Here is a 19,104-nt window from a genome sequence, read left to right on the forward strand (position 1 = left end):
GGGAATCAGCTTCTGTACACGTGATAGGGCATCTTACGGCCTATCCTTGCCAGGATAAATCTGCATGTTGCTGCAATGTTATTTGACAATTTAGAGTAATGACTCTAAAAATCCAGGCAGACCAATAACAATCGGTGCTGCGCCATGTCTGCCAACGTTGCCTACCTGCAAGATTCCCAGGCGCTGGATCAACTCCAGGACCTGTTCGACGCCCAACGCCGCGCCTACGCCGCCCACCCGATGCCACCAGCCGCACAGCGCCAGCAGTGGCTCAAGGCCTTGCGGGATGTGCTCAGTGACGAGCGCCAGGCGCTGATCAATGCGATCAGCCAGGATTTCAGCCACCGCAGCGCCGATGAAACCCTGTTCGCCGAATTGATGCCCAGCCTGCATGGCATTCACTACGCCAGCAAACACCTCAAGGGCTGGATGAAACCTTCCCGCCGCGCTGTAGGCCTGGCCTTCCAACCCGCGTCAGCCAAAGTCATTTACCAACCGCTGGGCGTGGTCGGCGTGATCGTGCCATGGAACTACCCGCTGTACCTGGCCATCGGTCCACTGGTGGGTGCGTTGGCAGCGGGAAACCGGGTAATGCTCAAGCTCAGCGAATCCACGCCCGCTACCGGCGAACTGCTCAAGACCTTGCTGGCCAGGATTTTCCCCGAGGACCTGGTGTGCGTGGTGCTCGGCGAGGCCGAAGTGGGCATGGCGTTTTCCAAGCTGCGCTTCGATCACCTGCTGTTTACCGGGGCTACCAGTATCGGCAAACACGTGATGCGCGCCGCTGCCGAGCACCTCACGCCAGTCACCCTGGAACTGGGCGGCAAGTCGCCGGCCATCGTCTCCGCCGACGTCCCGCTCAAGGACGCCGCCGAACGCATCGCCTTCGGTAAAGCCTTGAACGCCGGGCAAACCTGCGTGGCCCCGGACTACGTGCTAGTGCCGGAGGACCGCGTGGAGGGTTTCGTCGAGGCCTACAGCAAGGCGGTTCGCGGGTTTTATCCGACGTTGGCCGACAACCCGGACTACACCGCCATCATCAATGAGCGGCAACTGGCCCGGCTCAATGCCTACGTCAAGGACGCTACAGAGAAGGGCGCCACCCTGATCCCGCTGTACGACCAAGGCCAGGCACGGCGCATGGCCCATAGCCTGCTGCTGAATGTCAGCGACGACATGACGGTGATGCAGGACGAAATCTTCGGCCCGGTGCTGCCGATCGTGCCTTATCGCGGCATCGACCAAGCCTTTGCCTACATCAACCAACGCCCTCGCCCGCTGGCCCTGTATTACTTCGGCTACAACAAACGCGAACAGGATCGGGTACTCCACGAGACCCATTCCGGCGGCGTCTGCCTGAACGACACCCTCCTGCACGTGGCCCAGGACGACATGCCCTTTGGCGGCATCGGACCGTCAGGCATGGGCCACTACCACGGCCATGAAGGGTTCCTGACGTTCAGCAAAGCCAAGGGCGTGCTGGTGAAACAGCGCCTGAACGCGGCGAAATTGATCTACCCGCCCTACGGCAAATCGATCCAGAAACTGATCCAAAAGTTGTTTGTCCGCTGACACCGCCACCCACGGGATAACAATAACAATGAACCCTAGCCTCACGGATTCACCCGCGCTGTCGCGGCGCGGCGTCTTGAAGATCGGCCTGTGCGCCAGCGCCTTCCTGGCCACGGCCGGGCTGGGCGCCAGCCTCAGCGGCTGCTCCAGCAGCACCCCGGCCAGCGGCTTTGCCATGTTGCGCAGCAGTGACTTGCCGTTCCTGCGCGCGGTGATCCCGGTGCTGCTCGAAGGCGTTGCCAACGCAGAGGATGTGGTCGCCGGGATTGAAGACACGCTGAAAAAACTCGACTACAGCCTGCAGCACCTGTCGCCGGAGATGTTCAAGCTCACCCAGCAACTGTTCGATGTGCTCGGCATGGGCATTACGCGCGGCCCGTTGACCGGCATCTGGGGCAGCTGGGAAAACGCCAGCGCGGAGCAGATCCGCAACTTCCTGCACCGCTGGGAAAACAGCTACCTGAACCTGCTGCGCATGGGCCAGGGCTCGCTGCTCAAGCTGGTGATCATGGCCTGGTACTTCCGGCCCGCCGCCTGGGCGCATTGCGGTTACCCCGGCCCGCCGAAGATCTGATTTGCATCCCTCACAATAAAAACAAGAGACGACCCTGATGCCCGTACCCGATCTGTTCCGCGACGGCCTGGCCCGCGGCTGGAAAACCCACAATGGCGCCGCCCTCGACAGCGACCTGACCCTCGAAGCCGACGTGGCCATTATCGGCAGCGGCGCCGGTGGCGGCACCACCGCCGAAATCCTCAGCGCCGCGGGTTATAAAGTGCTGCTGATCGAAGAAGGCCCGCTCAAGACCAGCAGCGACTTCAAGCTGCTGGAAGACGAGGCCTACGCCAGCCTGTATCAGGAAGGCATCGGCCGCATGAGCAAGGACGGCGCGATCACCATCCTGCAGGGCCGCGCGGTGGGCGGTACCACGCTGATCAACTGGACCTCCAGCTTCCGCACCCCGGACGCCACTCTTAGCCATTGGGCCAGCGAGTACGCGGTAAAAGGCCACAGCAGCGCGGAAATGGCACCGTGGTTCGAAAAGATGGAGCAGCGCCTGGGCATCGCGCCGTGGGCCATCCCCCCGAATGCCAACAATGACGTGATCCGCAAAGGCTGCGAAAAGCTCGGCTACAGCTGGCATGTGATCCCGCGCAACGTACGTGGCTGCTTCAACCTGGGTTATTGCGGCATGGGCTGCCCGGTCAACGCCAAGCAGTCGATGCTGGTGACCACCATCCCATCCACCCTGGAAAAGGGCGGCGAACTGCTGTACCTGGCCCGCGCCGAGCAGCTCAAATACAGCGGCGACACCATCAGGAGCCTGGAATGCGTGGCGATGGACGCGCGTTGCGTGGCGCCTACCGGGCGCAAGATCACCGTGAAGGCCAAGCATTACGTGCTGTCGGGCGGCGGCATCAATAGCCCGGCGCTGCTGATGCGCTCGGATGCCCCCGATCCGCATTCGCGTCTGGGCAAGCGGACCTTTTTGCACTTGGTGAACTTCTCTGCCGGGCTGTTCGATGAAGTGATCAACCCGTTCTACGGCGCGCCGCAGTCGATCTATTCCGATCACTTCCAATGGCAGGACGGCACCACCGGCAAAATGTCCTACAAGCTGGAAGCACCGCCCCTGCATCCTGGCTTGGCCAGCACCTTGTTCGGCGGCTATGGCACACAGAACGCCTTGGACATGAGCCAATTGCCGCACACCCACGCCATGCTCGCGCTGTTGCGTGACGGCTTTCACCCCGACAGCCAGGGCGGCAGCGTGGATTTACGCGGTGACGGTACGCCGGTGCTCGACTATCAGGTTTCACCCTACGCCTGGGATGGTCTGCGCCGGGCCTTTCACAGCATGGCCGAAATCCAGTTCGCGGCGGGCGCCAAGTCAGTCAAGCCACTGCACCATGACGCACGGTTCGTGAACACCTTGGCCGAGGCACGCAGCGTAATTGAGGGTTTGAATCTGGAATTGCACCGGACAACCCTGGGCAGCGCCCATGTGATGGGTGGCTGTGCCATGGGTGAAGATCCAAAAAACGCGGTGGCTGACAGCCTTGGTCGCCATCACCAGTTGCGCAACCTGTCGATCCACGACGGTTCGTTATTCCCCACCAGTATTGGGGCTAACCCGCAATTATCGGTATACGGATTAACCGCTCAACTGGCGACAGCCTTGGCCGAACGTCTGAAAACAGCGTGAAAAAACACGCTATTCACGGTGTCTATACGGCTTTCTTATGCATAAGTTGACTTGGCCGACCGGGATGGCTGCGATACCATCCGGTTCCCCAACGGACTCCGCCAGGACGACGCGATGAACCGAGTGTTGTACCCAGGTACCTTCGACCCGATTACCAAAGGCCATGGCGATCTGGTCGAACGCGCCTCTCGTTTGTTCGACCATGTGATCATCGCAGTCGCGGCCAGCCCCAAGAAAAACCCGCTGTTTCCCCTGGAACAGCGCGTGGAGCTGGCGCGCGAGGTCACCAAGCACTTGCCCAACGTGGAAGTGGTGGGCTTTTCCACGTTGCTCGCGCATTTCGCCAAAGAGCAGAACGCCAATGTGTTCCTGCGAGGCCTGCGCGCGGTGTCGGACTTCGAATACGAATTCCAGCTGGCCAACATGAACCGCCAACTGGCGCCGGACGTGGAAAGCCTGTTCCTCACGCCGTCGGAACGTTATTCGTTCATTTCCTCGACGTTGGTGCGTGAAATTGCCGCCTTAGGCGGGGATATCACCAAGTTCGTACACCCGGCCGTGGCCGATGCGCTGACGCTGCGCTTCAAGAAGTAATGTGGTGAGCGGGCTTGCCCCGCGTTGGGCTGCGTAGCAGCCCTAATAAAGACTCGCGTCGCCTCAGGTGAATAACCGGTCGTCTGGTTTTGGGGCCGCTTCGCTGCCCAACGCGGGGCAAGCCCGCTCACCACAGCTCGCACTGCGGGCGCCAATGCGGCACAATTGCGCGCATTAGTTTTCAGATGCCTTGGCTGACAGCCCTGGCAGGAGTTTCCATGTCCCTGATCATCACCGACGATTGCATCAATTGCGACGTCTGCGAACCCGAGTGCCCGAACGCCGCCATCTCCCAAGGCGAAGAGATCTACGTGATCGACCCTAACCTGTGCACCCAGTGCGTCGGTCATTACGACGAGCCGCAGTGCCAGCAGGTGTGCCCGGTAGATTGCATTCCGTTGGATGAAGCTCATCCGGAGTCGGAAGAGCAGTTGATGGAGAAGTACCGGAAGATTACCGGTAAAGCCTGAGGTTCTTCAGCGCCTATCAGGGCCTCATCGGGGGCGAGCCCCCGATGGCCATATCAGCCATCACCCAGCAATCAGCTCTGGCACCTGGGGCAAAACACGCTCGCCCGCTGCCCCAGCACCACATTGCGCAATTCGCTCCCACAGACCTTGCACGCCTCGCCACCCCGGCCGTAGACGAACAATTCCTGCTGGAAATACCCCGGCTGCCCGTCACCACCGATAAAGTCCCGCAACGTGGTGCCGCCACGCTCGATCGCCGCCGCCAGAATGCGCTTGATCTCGATCGCCAGCTTCAAATAACGCCCGCGTGAAATGCCGCCGGCGGCGCGACGCGGATCAATCCCCGCCGCAAACAACGCCTCAGTCGCATAGATATTGCCCACGCCCACCACCACCGCGTTGTCCATGATGAACGGCTTCACCGCCATGGACTTGCCGCGAGACAACTGAAACAAGCGCTCGCCATCAAACAGGTCCGTCAGCGGTTCCGGCCCCAGGCGGATCAGCAGTTCATGATTGTGCGGGTCCTGGCTCCAGAGCATCGCGCCGAAACGCCGAGGGTCGGTGTAGCGCAGGGCCAGGCCGGACTCCAGTTCGATGTCCACATGTTCATGCTTGGCCGCCGGCATGCCGACTTCCACCAGGCGCAAGTTGCCCGACATGCCCAGGTGGCTGATCAAGGTGCCCACTTCGGCGTTGATCAACAGGTACTTCGCCCGCCGCTCCACCAGCACAATGCGCTGGCCGGAAAGGCGCACATCGAGGTCTTCCGGGATCGGCCAGCGCAGGCGCCGCTCACGCACCACCACGCGGCTGACCCGCTGGCCTTCCAGGTGCGGCGCAATGCCGCGCCGGGTGGTTTCGACTTCTGGTAACTCGGGCATGTGTACCTCGTGAAGGGGGGATCAGTGCGCGCCCAGTTCGCGGATCGACAACTTCAGGCTTTCGAAGTCGTAGTCCGACAGGCCCACGTAGTCCAGCACCAGGTGGCCGATGGCATTCCACTCATGATCCACCGACTGGTTGCCCAGCACGCGGCAGGACGAGCAGATGTGCTCGGCCATCTTCAGGATCGCCAGCAGGTTTTTCAGCTGCGGATTGCGCGACGACTCATCACTGAAGACCGCCAAGGCGTTGTGGTGGTTGGCGATGGCATCGGTCACATGCTCCGGCAGGCGCCACGATTTGGCGGTGTAGTAGCCGACCACCGCATGGTTGGTGTTGAACGCGTTGTTTTCGGTGTCGACCACGCGGCAGTCGGGGCCGGCGTTGGCGTAGGCCTGCTCCAGCACCGTCATGTAATTGGGGAAGCGCTTGAGCATCAGCGGCACGCCGCAATCGTGGAACAGCCCCAGGGCATAAGCCTCGTCCACCGCCTGGGCGCCGGTGCGCTTAGCCAGGGTCAGACAGGTCATGGCCACGTCCTGGGCGGTGTCCCAGAAGCGGTTGAGGGTGACGATGGTGTCGTCGCTCATCTCGCCCCTGATCGACAAGGCGTTGATCAGGTTGATGATCGACCGGCTGCCCAGCAGGTTCACCGCGCGCTGGATCGAGGCGATCTTGTTGCTCAGGCCGTAATAGGACGAATTGACGATCTTCAGCAACGCGCCGGACAGGCCCGGGTCCTGGGAGATCAACCGCGCGATCACTTCCAGGTCCGGGTCGGGCATGTACTGCTCCATCTGCAAATCCACCATGATTTGCGGCTGGGGCGGCACGCTGATGCCTTGGAGGGCCTGCTGGATCTGTTCGGCGGAAAGCTCTTGGGACATAAGTACATACTCTGGGATAGACGGGGATTCTAACCCCGATGGGAAGCTCACCGACACCTCAAAAACCGGATTGGAACCGGACCAAATGTGGGTGCCAGCTCCCACATGTCCGGCGGCGCGGCCAACAGGGGCGCAACACGGTATACTCCCGCTCTTTTTTCCGGAGCGACGTCATGTCCCTGCCAAGCCTGCGTCTCAAAGCCAACGCCGATCGTCGTTTGCGCAACGGCCACCTGTGGGTCTACAGCAACGAAATCGACGTGGCCGCCACCCCTCTCCACGGCTTCCAGGCGGGCGACCAGGCTATCCTGGAAGCGGCCGGCGGCAAGACCCTCGGCATCGTGGCCATGAGCCCGAACAACCTGATCTGCGCACGCCTGCTGTCGCGCGACATCAAGTTGCCGCTGGACAAGTCGCTGCTGGTGCACCGCATCAACGTCGCCCTTTCCCTGCGTGATCGCCTGTTCGACAAGCCGTTCTACCGCCTGGTCTACGGCGATTCCGACCTGCTGCCGGGCCTGGTAGTCGACCGTTTCGGCGACATCCTGGTGGTGCAGATCGCTTCGGCGACCATGGAAGCCCATAAGGAAGACGTGATCGCCGCACTGACCCAAGTGCTCAAGCCAAGCGGCATCCTGTTCAAGAACGACTCCGCCGCGCGCGACGCCGAAGGCCTCAACCGCTACGTCGAAACCGTGTTCGGCCTGGTGCCGGAGTGGGTGGCGCTGGAAGAAAACGGCGTGAAATTCGAGGCCCCGGTGATCCAGGGCCAGAAAACCGGCTGGTTCTACGACCACCGCATGAACCGCGCGCGCCTGGCCCCATACGCCAAAGGCAAACGCGTGCTCGACCTGTACAGCTACATCGGCGGCTGGGGCGTACAAGCCGCGGCCTTCGGCGCCAGTGAAGTGTTCTGCGTCGACGCCTCGGCCTTCGCCCTCGATGGCGTGGAGCGCAACGCCGCGCTGAACGGCGTTGCCGAGAAGATGACCTGCATCGAAGGCGACGTCTTCGAAGCCCTCAAAGAACTGAAAGCCAGCGAAGAACGCTTCGACGTGATCGTCGCCGACCCACCGGCCTTCATCAAACGCAAAAAAGACATGAAGAACGGCGAAGGCGCCTACCGCCGCCTGAACGAGCAAGCCATGCGCCTGCTCAGCAAGGACGGCATCCTGGTCAGCGCCTCGTGCTCCATGCACCTGCCGGAAGATGACCTGCAAAACATCCTGCTGACCAGCGCCCGCCATCTGGACCGCAATATCCAGATGCTTGAGCGTGGCGGCCAGGGTCCGGATCATCCGGTGCACCCGGCGATTGTCGAGACCCGGTATATCAAGAGCATTACGTGCCGTTTGTTGCCAAACAGCTAAAGCCAAGCACAGATAAAAATGTGGGAGGGGGCTTGCCCCCGATAGCCGTGTGTCAGCCAGCTAATAGGGGGCTGACACTACGCAATCGGGGGCAAGCTCCCTCCCACATTTGTTTTGTGGTTGCCGTGAAAACTTTTCCTACCCAAGCAAGCCACGTCCATTCAGGAAGTTTCTCTCAACGCTTTTGATTGAATTCCACTTTTCGCAGACTAGTATCGGTTTCTGGTTTTACTCCGGAAAACAAAAACAATGTCTGGGCCCTCCCTCTCCGGCTTTATTCTCATCACCTGCATTTCACTGATCAGCTTCTTCCCGATCAATATCCTGCTGCCCTCCTTCCCCGCGCTGGCAACCCGCTTCGAAACGCCCAGCGCAGACATCGCACTGTCCATCAGCCTGTTCACCCTGGTCTTTTCCATCTCCCAACTGGTCGCCGGCCCGCTTTCGGATAAATGGGGGCGCAAGGAAGTGCTGCTCGGCTGCATCACGCTGTCGATCCTTGGGGCGATAGGCTGCGCAATGGCCCCGGATTACCTGACCTTCCTGCTGTTTCGCACGGTCCAGGCCATGGGCTGCGGCTTCTTCGTATTGGGCCATGCACTGGTGGAAGACCTGTTCGACGAAAAGGACCGAGCCCGGGTGCGCCTCTATTACATGACCCTGAGCGGCTCGTTTGTCGCGCTGTCGCCGCTGATCGGCTCCTGGCTGCAAACCACCTTCGACTGGCAAGGAAGCTTCTATGGGTTTGCGCTCATGGCATTGGGCATGTTGATCCATGCGTTTTGCATCCTGCCTTCCAAGGCTGCCAGCCCGCACCACGCGCCCGTCTCGATCCTGGGCACGCTCAGAGCGGTCGCCGCCAATCGCGACTTCCTGCGCTACTGGTGGATCGCCGCCTTGGTGTTTGCCTGCTACTTCGCCTTGATCAGCGTGACGCCGCTGATTTTCATGGATGCGCTGAAGCTGTCCGAATACCAATATGCGTGGGTGCTGACGGTGTACGGCGTGGCCTATCTGCTCGGCGGCGTTGCTGCCTCGTACCTGCAAAAACGCATGGCGCTGTCCCTGCAAATCAACATCGGCCTCGGACTATTGCTCGTCGCGGGTGTGCTGTTGACGCTGATCATTATTTTTGAAGCCATCACCACCTTGACTCTGCTGATCCCGATGCTGATCAGCGCCCTGGCCGTGACGCTGGTTCGTCCGGCGGCGATTTCGGCGGCGATGCTGTTGTTCTCGAGCAGCGCGGGCACTGCCGCATCGGCCGGGAACAGCATCATGTTCCTCACGGCCGCCGTCAGCAGTGCGGCCTTGGCACAAACCGGAACGCATCTGCTGCTGACCATTGCGGTGAGCTTCGTCGTGTTCAGCCTCTGGGGCTGGTTGACGAATTTACGGGTCGGACGTTAACGCTTTCCCCCTCGCTCCTACAGGAAGACGGTGTAGAATCGGCCCTATTCATCGCCAGTCATCCCCCGGCGGGTTTATGAGCTCAAGGCCAATGCGCACGGCGATCCCGTCACGTTTGCGGCAACTTCCGGACACCAGTGCCATTTTTCGGGTGTTCCAGACGTCAAATAGAAGCTCACTCCCCTTTGATACCGATTAGCCGCCCGGAGTGCTCCAATGCCTGATTACCGCTCGAAAACATCCACCCACGGCCGCAACATGGCCGGCGCCCGCGCACTGTGGCGTGCCACGGGGATGAAAGATGACGACTTCAAGAAGCCGATCATCGCCATTGCCAACTCGTTCACCCAGTTCGTACCGGGCCACGTCCACCTCAAGGACCTGGGCCAACTGGTCGCCCGCGAGATCGAACGCGCCGGCGGCGTGGCAAAAGAATTCAACACCATCGCCGTGGACGACGGCATCGCCATGGGCCATGACGGCATGCTGTATTCCCTGCCGAGCCGCGAGATCATCGCTGACTCCGTGGAGTACATGGTCAACGCCCACTGCGCCGACGCCATCGTCTGCATCTCCAACTGCGACAAGATCACCCCCGGCATGCTGATGGCCGCCCTGCGCCTGAACGTCCCGGTGATCTTCGTCTCCGGCGGCCCGATGGAAGCCGGCAAGACCAAGCTCGCCTCCCATGGCCTGGACCTGGTCGACGCCATGGTCATCGCCGCCGATTCCAGCGCTTCTGACGAGAAGGTTGCGGAATACGAGCGCAGCGCCTGCCCGACCTGCGGTTCGTGCTCCGGTATGTTCACCGCCAACTCGATGAACTGCCTGGTGGAAGCCCTCGGCCTGGCGTTGCCGGGCAACGGTTCGACCCTGGCCACCCACAGCGACCGCGAGCAGCTGTTCCTGCAGGCCGGCCGCACCATCGTCGAGTTGTGCAAGCGCTACTACGGCGAGAACGATGAGTCGGTGTTGCCGCGCAATATCGCCAACTTCAAGGCGTTCGAAAACGCCATGACCCTGGACATCGCCATGGGCGGGTCCACCAACACCATCCTGCACTTGCTGGCCGCGGCCCAGGAAGCCGAGATCAATTTCGACCTGCGCGACATCGACCGTCTGTCCCGCCATGTGCCGCAACTGTGCAAGGTCGCGCCGAACATCCAGAAGTACCACATGGAAGACGTGCACCGCGCCGGCGGGATCTTCTCGATCCTCGGCTCCCTGGCCCGTGGCGGCCTGCTGCACACCGACCTGCCGACCGTGCACAGCAAATCCCTGGCCGAAGGCATCGCCAAGTGGGACATCACCCAGACTGACGACGAAGCCGTGCACACCTTCTTCAAGGCAGGCCCGGCTGGCATCCCGACGCAAACTGCGTTCAGCCAGTCGACCCGTTGGGACACCCTCGACGCCGACCGTGAAAACGGCTGCATCCGCAGTGTCGAACACGCCTACTCCAAAGAAGGCGGCCTGGCCGTGCTGTACGGCAACATTGCCCTCGACGGCTGCGTGGTGAAAACCGCCGGCGTGGATGAATCCATCCACGTCTTCGAAGGCCGCGCCAAGATCTACGAAAGCCAGGACAGCTCGGTACGCGGCATCCTCGCCGACGAAGTGAAAGAAGGCGACATCGTGATCATCCGCTACGAAGGCCCTAAAGGCGGCCCGGGTATGCAAGAGATGCTCTACCCGACGTCGTACCTGAAATCCAAAGGCCTGGGCAAAGCCTGCGCCCTGCTCACCGACGGCCGTTTCTCCGGCGGCACCTCGGGCCTGTCCATCGGCCACGCTTCACCTGAAGCCGCCGCCGGCGGTGCGATTGGCCTGGTGCAGGACGGCGACAAAGTCCTGATCGACATTCCGAACCGCTCGATCAACCTGTTGATCAGCGATGAAGAACTGGCAGCGCGCCGGGTCGAGCAGGACAAGAAAGGTTGGAAGCCGGTGGAGAAGCGTCCGCGCAAAGTCACGACCGCGTTGAAGGCCTATGCCTTGCTGGCGACCAGTGCCGACAAGGGTGCGGTACGTAACAAGGCCATGCTGGATGGGCTGTAAGGGCTAACCGCCACACATGAAAATGCCCCGCCAAATGCGGGGCATTTTTATATCCGGATGTAATCAGAACTGCGGTGTGTAGGTCATGGTGAACATCACATTACGCGGATCGCCGTAGTAGTTGCTGCCCCAGTTCGCGTTGTAGGCAGGGATGTAGTACTTCTTGTCGAACAGGTTGTACAGGTTCGCCGCGACGGTGAACTCCTGGTTGATCTTGTAGGCCACCCGCGAATCCCACAGTGCATTGCCCGGCACGCTGAAGGTGCGGTCGTAGGCCACGGTACTGCTTTGCGCGGTCACCCCGGCGCCGACGCTGACTTTGTTCCAGTCACCCGGCAACTGGTAATCGCCCCAGACCTTGAGCAAGTGCTTGGGTGTCCAAGTGCTGAATATCTTGCCTTCGTAGGTGTCGTCCTTGAGAAATTTGGTGGTGTTGTAGGTGTAGCTGGAGACCAGTTGCAAACCCGGCAGCACTTCGCCGCCCAAGGTGGCTTCCAGGCCTTGACTGCGGACCTTGCCCGAGGCGACCGAGCAGTACCAGCCATCGCAGTTCATTGGCCCTTGAAGGTCTTGGACGCCGCGATTTTCCTGGTCATAACGGAAGATCGCAAACGAGGTATTGAGACGACCATCCGCCAACTCACCCTTGAGACCCAACTCGTAGTTCTTGCCCTCGATAGGCTTGAGCAAGGAGCCGGAAGTTGTCCGGTTGGTTTGTGGTTCGAACGCATCGGCGTAACTGGCATAGGCAGACCATTGGTCATTGAGGGCATATACCAGGCCCGCATACGGCGTGACCTTGCCACTAGTCTGAGTGGCGCTTCCAGACGGGCTGCCGTACGCCCCCCTGGAACCACTTTGGTCGATGTAGGAATAGTCATACCAACTGGTACGCGCACCAACGATCAAGGTCAGCGGATCGAGCACTTTCACGCGCCAGGTGCCGTAGATGCCCTTCTGACGAATGTCGTACCAGCTCCTCGACGCATTTCCTGCCTGAAACAGCTGGTACTTATCGCGCTGCGGACGGTTGTGGTCGATGTTGAAAATATCCGCGCCAGCCGTTGCCGCCCGCGACCACTGGTCGGTGGTGGTGAGTTTGGAATAGTTGGCGCCCAACACCATCTCCTGTTGGAAACCCAGGCCTTCAAACTCGCCGTTGACATACACATCCGCACCGCGACTTTTGGTATTGAAGTCAGTAACCCAGTCCACATAGCGCACGTTACCGGAGTCGCCGGGGTTGGGGATGGCGTCCCATGTCGCTTGGTATGTCGCGTCGTTATGTTCGTCCATCGCCACGAGGGCGGCTTTCACTTTCCAGTCGTCGTTGAAGCGATGCTCGATGTCGGCAAACACCTGGGTTTGGTTGTTGACGGCGCGGTTCCAGCTGGCACCGACGAAGGTCGAGCGTGACAGCCCAATATCGTTGCCGTTGGCGTAACGGGGCAGCGACATGAAGTTGGGGCGCGAATGGCCTTTCTGGTTGCTGATGCCCACGCCCACGGTGGTATCAGGCGTGAAGTCGTAGTCCATCGCCGCGTAGACCGTCTGATTCCAGCCGCCGACATAATCGACAAAGGAGTCGGTGGTGTCGTAATCCGCCACAAACCGGCCGCGCAACGTGCCTTCAGCGTTCAGCGGGCCGCCGGCATCGACCTGGGTGCCGTAGTGATCCCAGGAGCCGGCCTTGGCGGTGATGGTCACCGTTGGCGCCTGCTGGCCGCGTTTGCGCACCAGGTTCATGGTGCCGCCGGGGCTGTTCGCGCCTTGCAGCAAAGCGGCCGGGCCGCGCAGGGTTTCGACGCGGTCGTAGATCGCCATGTTTTCGGTGAGATAGCTGCCCAGCGCGTAGGTATTACGCGGAATGCCTACGCCGTCGTATTGCAGGGTGCCGATCTCGAAGCCACGGGAGAAGATGAACATGCCGGGGCCGGGGGATTTGGTCGCGGTCAGGCCGGGCGTGCGCTTAACCACTTCGGAGAGCTTGGTGGTGTTCTGGTCGTCCATCTGCTTGCGGGTCATGACGCTGACCGATTGCGGGATGTCCTTGAGCTTTTGCTCGCCCTTGCCCAGGGTCACCGCGCCGGTGGTGTAGGAGCCGCTGCCTTCGGTGGTGGCGCCCAGGTGTTCGGCGCTGATGGTGGTGGCGCCGACTTCGATGGCGGAGCCTGTGTCCATGTGCTTTTCCAGGGTCACGGTGTCCGCGTTGATAAACGCCGCACTCAGCCCGGTGCCGCCGAGCAGTTGCCCCAAGGCTTCGCGCTGGCCGAGGTTGCCTTTGACACCCGGCGATAGCACGCCCTGAGTCAACTCACCCGACACCAGCACCTGAACTCGCGTCACCGCCGAAAACGCCGCCAGCGCACCGTCCAGGCTTTGCCCCGCAATATCGAAGCGGTAGCTCTGGGCCTGGGTGGTTTCGGCGGCCTGCAAATACAGCGGCGCAGTGCCAAAGGCCATGGAAATGGCCAGTGCCAACAAGGACCGTGCGGCGAATCGGTGTGCCATGGATGGTGCTCCCCGGTGCAAAAAGTCTGTGATCGGCGCCGCACTACTTGAGAGTGCTTACTATTTACGCCTCAGTGATCAAGGACGAGTGCTTGGGGAGAAACCCTGAAATTTTTTTCAAAAAGTTGCGATTACGATGCCTTACCTTCGCGCAACACCAGTAAATACGGGGTGTAGTGCTCGGCGTGCAGATTGAGGGTGTACTCCAGCGCTTTGATCACGGCGTCGGGTTTGTCGATTTCAAACACACCCGACACCACGCGGTTGCGCAGCGCATCACCTAGCACCAGGGTCTTGCCGGGCCAATAGCGATTCAACTCGCTGACCACTTCCGACAGCGGTTGCTGGCGAAACACCAGTTGCCGTTGGCGCCAGGCAAAGCCACTGGCCGGGTCGAAAGCATGGACCTCGGCCAGGCGTTGGCCTTGATATTCAACGGCCCGACCTGGCTCCAGGTATACCGGCTCACCGCTGCCGGCACTGACCTGCACCATGCCCTGCGCCACCTGCACGCGTGTTTGCGCATCGCGCCGCGCAACGCTGAACTGCGTCCCGACCACCCTCACCCAGCCGTCGCCCGACTGCACCACGAACGGCCGTGCCGGATCCTTAGTGACGTCGAAAAAGCCTTCGCCACGCAGCAAACGGATTTGCCGTTCGCCCCCGCTCAAACGAATCTGCACCGCGCTGTCGGTGTTGAGTTGCAGATGCGAGCCGTCGGCCAGCTCGATGCTGCGCGACTCGCCGGTGCCGGTGGCGTAGTCCGCGCGCAGGCGGTCGAGCCATGGCGTGTTCTGGACGGTAAGCCCCACGGCCAGCAACACCGCCGCAGCACACGCCCAACGCTGCCAGGCTCGCGCCGGTTTGTGCCAGGCGGCCTGTTCGGCGCGGCGAATCACCCGCGCCGGTTCGCGCAGGCCGCCGAGCATCGCCTGCACTTCCTGCCAGGCGTCATCCTGGGCCGGGCCTTGCCCCAGCCAGGCGGCAAAGGCGTCCATGTCGGCCGCCGTCACGTCCTCGGCCTGCAGGCGGAAATACCAGCCGGACGCTTCGTCGAACAACACGTCGGCAGTGGGGGTGGCGGTCATGACCGACGTCCTTGTTCATCGCAGGCAAGCCGCGTCTTGATGTAGGCGCGGCATTCAATCAAGGCGCGGCGCAGTTGGTATTCCACACTGCGGGCCGTGATCGACAGGCGTTCGCCAATCTCGCGGTAGGAAAGTTCGTCAACATGATAGAGCAGGAAGATCTGCCGAGTCGCTTCAGGCAACGCCAGGATCGCGTCCTGCATCAGTTGTTCCTGTTGGTAGGCGGCCAATTGCTCGTCGGCACCTGGGTTGCTGCACGGCAGCTCTTCGCTGGGCTCGCCGGCGTCCAGGCGCTCACGGCGGATGGCCTGGCGCTGATGATCGCGCACCAGGTTGCTGGCGATGGTGAAGAGGAAGGCTGGGAGGTTATCGATCTTTTCGCCGCAATCCATGCGAGCCAGGCGCAGGAACGACTCCTGAGTCAGGTCGGCGGCCACCTGGGCGCTGCCGGTGCGGCGAGTGACGAAGGCTTCGAGGGCTTTCTTCTGCTCCGCGAACAGGCGCGCAATCTGCGAATTCCAGGAGGACACAGCACTACCTTGAGAAGAACGTCGGGTTCAAGAAGTGCGCACGCTAGCAGAGGATGAGATTGACTCGCAATTGATATCTATTTTTGCCTGGGTTTTATGGTGTTCTTGAAGCCGCCATCGGCGGCAAGCCCCCTCCCACATTTTGATGTGTGCACACCTTCGAATGTGGGAGCTGGCTTGCCTGCGATGCAGGCGACTCGGTGTTACTGAATCTCGTCAGGCTTGACGATCACCCAGTTCTTGTCCGCCGTTACCGGCAACCCTTCCTTGGCTTGCGCCGCCGCATGCTTGGCCATCATGCCGTTGAGTTGGGCCATGTATTTGTCCTTGCGGTTGATCCACAGGTGGATGCCGCCCTTGGCCACGTCCACATCGTGGAACAGCATGTAACCGTCACTGGTCGGCGTATCGCCGCCGACGATCACCGGTTTTTTCCATTCGTCGATGTAGGTCAGGATTGCCGCGTGCTTGCCGGCCATCCAGGTCGCCGGGGTCCACAGGTAGGGGGTCAGCTCCAGGCCGAGGTTGGCTTTTTCGTCGTATTTGCCGGCGGCGATCTGTTTGCGTGCGGTGGTCAGTTCGCCGGTCTTGCGGTCCTTGAGCAAGGTCGTCACGCCGATGACATTCTCGGGTTTGACGTTGTAGCCGTACTTCGGATCGGCGGCGACCATACGCACCAGCTCTTCCGATGCGGCGGTCATTACGTACACCTCGATGCCATTTTCCATCAGCTTGTTGTACAGCTCGGCCTGGCCGGTGAAGACCTTCGGCGGCTGTACCTCGGACTGCTTCACCACGTCGCCTTCGAAATAGCTGACCGGCACCGGTTTGCCGGAGGCCATCAACTCATCCACCTGGACCTTGAGTTCCTTGAGGGTGAAGCCGGAAAACACCTGCGCAACCCACGGGTAGCAGACCATGTCGTCGACTTCGCAGAGGCGATAGTAGTAGCTGAACAGACTTTCCTTATGGTCGGCGGTGTCTTTGAACGGCATAAGCTTGAGCGACGGATCGAGGCTGTCGCGGGTGATCAGGCCCTTGTTTTCCATGTAGGGCAGCAGGGACTCTTCGAGGTCGTAGCGGTAGCTGGTGTTGTCCATGTCGAACACCGCGAAGTTACCCTTGTTGGCGTTGGCGGCGATCATCTCGTTCAGTTGTTTGGCGGCGGGTGCCGGCCAGTGTTTCAACTCGGTGGCGGCGAACGCCTGGCTGGCGAGTCCGAGGCAGAATGCAGTGGCTAGTAATTTCGGCGCGAGCTTCATAGGCGTTGTCTCCCTGAGTGAAAGACATGGACGCTAACAAATCCCTGTGACAGTTCCCAACGCGAGCACGACGGTGTGCGTCCCAATTCCGTCACGGGCATACGTCAGAGCGTCAACGCCTTATTCCGAAAACGACAGGCACCATTCCATATCGGTATTAAATCAATATATTTCAAGCTGTTAGCATTTCCGGTTCGCAATCGCAGGCTCACGCGATTGGCTGCTTTCTCAACGGAGCTTCAATGAATCTGCCCCTGATTCTCAACTTACTGGTGTTCGTGGCCCTGTTGCTGGGCCTGGCACAAACCCGTCGCACAAATTGGAGCCTCGCCAAGAAGGTTCTGTTCGCCCTGGTCCTCGGCGTAGCGTTCGGTACGGCCTTGCACGCCATTTACGGCGACGGCAACCCCGTGCTCAAGGCCTCCATTGGCTGGTTCGACCTGGTCGGCAACGGTTACGTGCAACTGCTGCAAATGATCGTGATACCGCTGGTATTCGCCTCGATCCTCAGCGCCGTGGCGCGCCTGCATAACGCCTCGTCCCTGGGCAAGATCAGCTTCCTGACCATCGGCACACTGCTGTTCACCACCGCGATTGCAGCGCTGATCGGTATCGGCCTGACCAACCTGTTCGGCCTCACCGCCGAAGGCCTGGTGGCCGGCACCCAGGAACTGGCGCGCCTGCAAGTGATCCAGAGCGATTACGCCGGCAAGGTTGCCGACCTGAATATCCCGCAGTTGCTGCTCTCGTTCGTGCCGGCCAACCCGTTCGCCGACCTCGCCCGGGCCAAGCCGACGTCGATCATCAGCGTGGTGATTTTCGCGGCATTCCTCGGGGTTGCCGCACTGCAACTGCTCAAGGATGACGTGGAAAAAGGCCAGAAAGTCCTCAACGCCATCGACACCCTGCAAGCCTGGGTGATGCGTCTGGTGCGCCTGGTGATGAAGCTGACCCCTTACGGTGTACTGGCGCTGATGACCAAGGTGGTCGCCGGTTCCAACCTGCAGGACATCATCAAGCTCGGCAGTTTTGTCGTGGTGTCGTACCTGGCCCTGGGCCTGATGTTTGTGGTGCACGGCCTGTTGCTGTCCCTGGCCGGGATCAACCCACTGCGCTTCTTCCGCAAAGTCTGGCCGGTGCTGACCTTTGCCTTCACCAGCCGCTCCAGCGCGGCGGCCATCCCGCTGAGCATTGAGGCGCAGACCCGCCGCCTGGGCATCCCGCAATCCATCGCCGGCTTCGCCGCCTCATTTGGCGCGACCATCGGCCAGAACGGTTGCGCGGGTCTCTACCCTGCCATGTTGGCGGTGATGGTAGCGCCGACCGTGGGCATCAACCCGCTGGACCCGCTGTGGATCGCGACCCTGGTAGCGATTGTGACCCTGAGTTCGGCCGGTGTGGCGGGCGTGGGCGGCGGCGCGACCTTTGCCGCGTTGATCGTGCTACCGGCCATGGGCTTGCCGGTGTCACTGGTGGCGCTGCTGATTTCCGTGGAGCCACTGATCGACATGGGCCGTACGGCGCTGAACGTGAATGGTTCGATGACGGCGGGGGCAATTACCAGCCAGATCATGGGGCAGACGGATAAAGCGTTGTTGGATGCGGATGAGCATGCGGAATTAGCGCAGGCCTGATAGGCCGCCATCGGGGGCAAGCCCCCTCCCACAGTTGATCGAGTTCCAACATGAGAATGCGGTCGAGTGTGGGAGGGGGCTTGCCCCCGATGCTTTTAGGCTTTTTCCCAGACTTCGAAGTTGTAAGCCGGCTTATCACCTTCGGCGGGGTTCGGCAGATTGGAAACCAACTTCCACTGGCTCGCATCAAACGCCGGAAACCACGCATCCCCCTCCGGACTCAGCGCCACGCGCGTCAGGTACAGGCGATCCGCCTGTTCGAGCCCCTGCGCATACAACTGCGCACCGCCGATCAGCATCAGCTCATCCGCGCCCTGCTCCAGCGCCCAGGCTTCGGCCCGCGCCACGGCGGCATCAAGTGACGGAAAAACTTCCGCACCTTCCAGCACCAGGTCGGTCTGACGGCTGACCACAATGTTCAAGCGCCCCGGCAGCGGTCGGCCCAGGGAGTCCCAGGTCTTGCGCCCCATGATGATCGGCTTGCCGAGCGTGGTGGCCTTGAAATATTTGAAATCCCCCGGCAAATGCCAGGGCATGCTGTTGTCGACGCCGATCACGCGGTTTTCACCGAGGGCTGCGATCAGGCTTAAAGGGAGAGTTTTTTTCATGGCGACGAGAATACCAGA

Annotated in this window: 16 protein-coding genes; 9 read left to right on the forward strand and 7 right to left on the reverse strand. The window is 61.1% G+C overall.

What is annotated here, in order from left to right:
* Positions 1-144 precede the first annotated feature (144 nt).
* From M2397_RS21615 to M2397_RS21635, 5 genes are all read left to right on the forward strand, one after another.
* On the forward strand, positions 145-1,572 hold the full coding sequence (locus M2397_RS21615) for a coniferyl aldehyde dehydrogenase (RefSeq protein ID WP_259244372.1): 1,428 nt from the start codon (positions 145-147) through the stop codon (positions 1,570-1,572).
* A 28-nt stretch (positions 1,573-1,600) separates the two neighbouring features.
* Positions 1,601-2,146 carry a twin-arginine translocation pathway signal protein gene (locus M2397_RS21620; protein ID WP_259244373.1) on the forward strand — a complete coding sequence of 182 codons (546 nt, stop codon included), beginning with the start codon at positions 1,601-1,603 and terminating at the stop codon, positions 2,144-2,146.
* A 37-nt stretch (positions 2,147-2,183) separates the two neighbouring features.
* Entirely contained in the window at positions 2,184-3,779 is a 1,596-nt protein-coding gene (locus M2397_RS21625; RefSeq protein WP_259244374.1) for a GMC family oxidoreductase, read from the forward strand.
* A gap of 114 nt (positions 3,780-3,893) precedes the next feature.
* Complete coding sequence (gene coaD, locus M2397_RS21630) at positions 3,894-4,373, forward strand: pantetheine-phosphate adenylyltransferase (protein ID WP_003176711.1); 480 nt, start codon at positions 3,894-3,896, stop codon at positions 4,371-4,373.
* Between the two features lie 218 nt (positions 4,374-4,591).
* A complete protein-coding gene (locus M2397_RS21635; protein WP_008364838.1) occupies positions 4,592-4,843 on the forward strand; it encodes a YfhL family 4Fe-4S dicluster ferredoxin in 252 nt (83 codons plus the stop codon).
* Positions 4,844-4,914: 71 nt separating this feature from the next.
* Here M2397_RS21635 and mutM read toward each other — a convergent pair whose 3' ends face one another.
* A complete protein-coding gene (gene mutM / locus M2397_RS21640) occupies positions 4,915-5,727 on the reverse strand; it encodes a bifunctional DNA-formamidopyrimidine glycosylase/DNA-(apurinic or apyrimidinic site) lyase (protein ID WP_259244375.1) in 813 nt (270 codons plus the stop codon).
* Positions 5,728-5,748: 21 nt separating this feature from the next.
* On the reverse strand, positions 5,749-6,561 hold the full coding sequence (locus tag M2397_RS21645; protein WP_172681436.1) for an HDOD domain-containing protein: 813 nt from the start codon (positions 6,559-6,561) through the stop codon (positions 5,749-5,751).
* Positions 6,562-6,788: 227 nt separating this feature from the next.
* On the opposite strand from M2397_RS21645, the gene M2397_RS21650 reads away from it, so the two are divergent.
* The 3 genes from M2397_RS21650 to ilvD all read left to right on the forward strand — a co-directional run bounded on the left by M2397_RS21650 (position 6,789) and on the right by ilvD (position 11,453).
* The gene (locus tag M2397_RS21650) at positions 6,789-7,985 is read left to right on the forward strand and encodes a class I SAM-dependent rRNA methyltransferase (RefSeq protein ID WP_053127951.1); all 1,197 of its coding nucleotides are present in this window, start codon (positions 6,789-6,791) and stop codon (positions 7,983-7,985) included.
* Positions 7,986-8,234: 249 nt separating this feature from the next.
* Positions 8,235-9,395 carry an MFS transporter gene (locus tag M2397_RS21655; RefSeq protein WP_259244376.1) on the forward strand — a complete coding sequence of 387 codons (1,161 nt, stop codon included), beginning with the start codon at positions 8,235-8,237 and terminating at the stop codon, positions 9,393-9,395.
* Positions 9,396-9,611: 216 nt separating this feature from the next.
* A complete protein-coding gene (gene ilvD / locus M2397_RS21660) occupies positions 9,612-11,453 on the forward strand; it encodes a dihydroxy-acid dehydratase (RefSeq protein ID WP_131697527.1) in 1,842 nt (613 codons plus the stop codon).
* A 63-nt stretch (positions 11,454-11,516) separates the two neighbouring features.
* On the opposite strand, the gene M2397_RS21665 is transcribed toward ilvD, so the two are convergent.
* From M2397_RS21665 to M2397_RS21680, 4 genes are all read right to left on the reverse strand, one after another.
* Positions 11,517-13,964 carry a TonB-dependent siderophore receptor gene (locus M2397_RS21665; RefSeq protein WP_167656946.1) on the reverse strand — a complete coding sequence of 816 codons (2,448 nt, stop codon included), beginning with the start codon at positions 13,962-13,964 and terminating at the stop codon, positions 11,517-11,519.
* A gap of 131 nt (positions 13,965-14,095) precedes the next feature.
* Positions 14,096-15,052 (reverse strand): FecR family protein, encoded by a 957-nt coding sequence (locus tag M2397_RS21670; protein WP_167656945.1) that lies wholly within the window; start codon positions 15,050-15,052, stop codon positions 14,096-14,098.
* On the reverse strand, positions 15,049-15,582 hold the full coding sequence (locus tag M2397_RS21675) for an RNA polymerase sigma factor (RefSeq protein ID WP_167656944.1): 534 nt from the start codon (positions 15,580-15,582) through the stop codon (positions 15,049-15,051). The genes M2397_RS21670 and M2397_RS21675 overlap by 4 nt, the downstream gene beginning before the upstream one ends.
* A 203-nt stretch (positions 15,583-15,785) precedes the next feature.
* Positions 15,786-16,844, reverse strand: a complete 1,059-nt coding sequence (locus tag M2397_RS21680; RefSeq protein ID WP_259244377.1) for a haloacid dehalogenase-like hydrolase — start codon at positions 16,842-16,844, stop codon at positions 15,786-15,788.
* 242 nt (positions 16,845-17,086) lie between these two features.
* Between M2397_RS21680 and M2397_RS21685 the strand changes: the two genes are divergently transcribed.
* Positions 17,087-18,478: an L-cystine transporter gene (locus M2397_RS21685; protein ID WP_131697529.1), complete on the forward strand. Its 1,392-nt coding sequence runs from the start codon at positions 17,087-17,089 to the stop codon at positions 18,476-18,478.
* A gap of 95 nt (positions 18,479-18,573) precedes the next feature.
* Here the strand turns inward: M2397_RS21685 and M2397_RS21690 are convergent, their stop codons facing one another.
* Positions 18,574-19,086, reverse strand: a complete 513-nt coding sequence (locus tag M2397_RS21690; RefSeq protein WP_259244378.1) for a dihydrofolate reductase — start codon at positions 19,084-19,086, stop codon at positions 18,574-18,576.
* Positions 19,087-19,104: the final 18 nt, after the last annotated feature.

The sequence above is a fragment of the Pseudomonas sp. BIGb0381 genome (assembly GCF_024809815.1).
Lineage (GTDB): Bacteria > Pseudomonadota > Gammaproteobacteria > Pseudomonadales > Pseudomonadaceae > Aquipseudomonas.

Bases quoted from the DNA above. Each gene is read 5' to 3' on its own strand.
- M2397_RS21615 (WP_259244372.1), top strand. From the start codon at position 145: ATGTCTGCCAACGTTGCCTACCTGCAAGATTCCCAGGCGCTGGATCAA.
- M2397_RS21620 (WP_259244373.1), top strand. From the start codon at position 1,601: ATGAACCCTAGCCTCACGGATTCACCCGCGCTGTCGCGGCGCGGCGTC.
- M2397_RS21625 (WP_259244374.1), top strand. From the start codon at position 2,184: ATGCCCGTACCCGATCTGTTCCGCGACGGCCTGGCCCGCGGCTGGAAA.
- coaD (WP_003176711.1), top strand. From the start codon at position 3,894: ATGAACCGAGTGTTGTACCCAGGTACCTTCGACCCGATTACCAAAGGC.
- M2397_RS21635 (WP_008364838.1), top strand. From the start codon at position 4,592: ATGTCCCTGATCATCACCGACGATTGCATCAATTGCGACGTCTGCGAA.
- mutM (WP_259244375.1), bottom strand. From the start codon at position 5,727: ATGCCCGAGTTACCAGAAGTCGAAACCACCCGGCGCGGCATTGCGCCG.
- M2397_RS21650 (WP_053127951.1), top strand. From the start codon at position 6,789: ATGTCCCTGCCAAGCCTGCGTCTCAAAGCCAACGCCGATCGTCGTTTG.
- M2397_RS21655 (WP_259244376.1), top strand. From the start codon at position 8,235: ATGTCTGGGCCCTCCCTCTCCGGCTTTATTCTCATCACCTGCATTTCA.
- ilvD (WP_131697527.1), top strand. From the start codon at position 9,612: ATGCCTGATTACCGCTCGAAAACATCCACCCACGGCCGCAACATGGCC.
- M2397_RS21665 (WP_167656946.1), bottom strand. From the start codon at position 13,964: ATGGCACACCGATTCGCCGCACGGTCCTTGTTGGCACTGGCCATTTCC.
- M2397_RS21670 (WP_167656945.1), bottom strand. From the start codon at position 15,052: ATGACCGCCACCCCCACTGCCGACGTGTTGTTCGACGAAGCGTCCGGC.
- M2397_RS21680 (WP_259244377.1), bottom strand. From the start codon at position 16,844: ATGAAGCTCGCGCCGAAATTACTAGCCACTGCATTCTGCCTCGGACTC.
- M2397_RS21685 (WP_131697529.1), top strand. From the start codon at position 17,087: ATGAATCTGCCCCTGATTCTCAACTTACTGGTGTTCGTGGCCCTGTTG.
- M2397_RS21690 (WP_259244378.1), bottom strand. From the start codon at position 19,086: ATGAAAAAAACTCTCCCTTTAAGCCTGATCGCAGCCCTCGGTGAAAAC.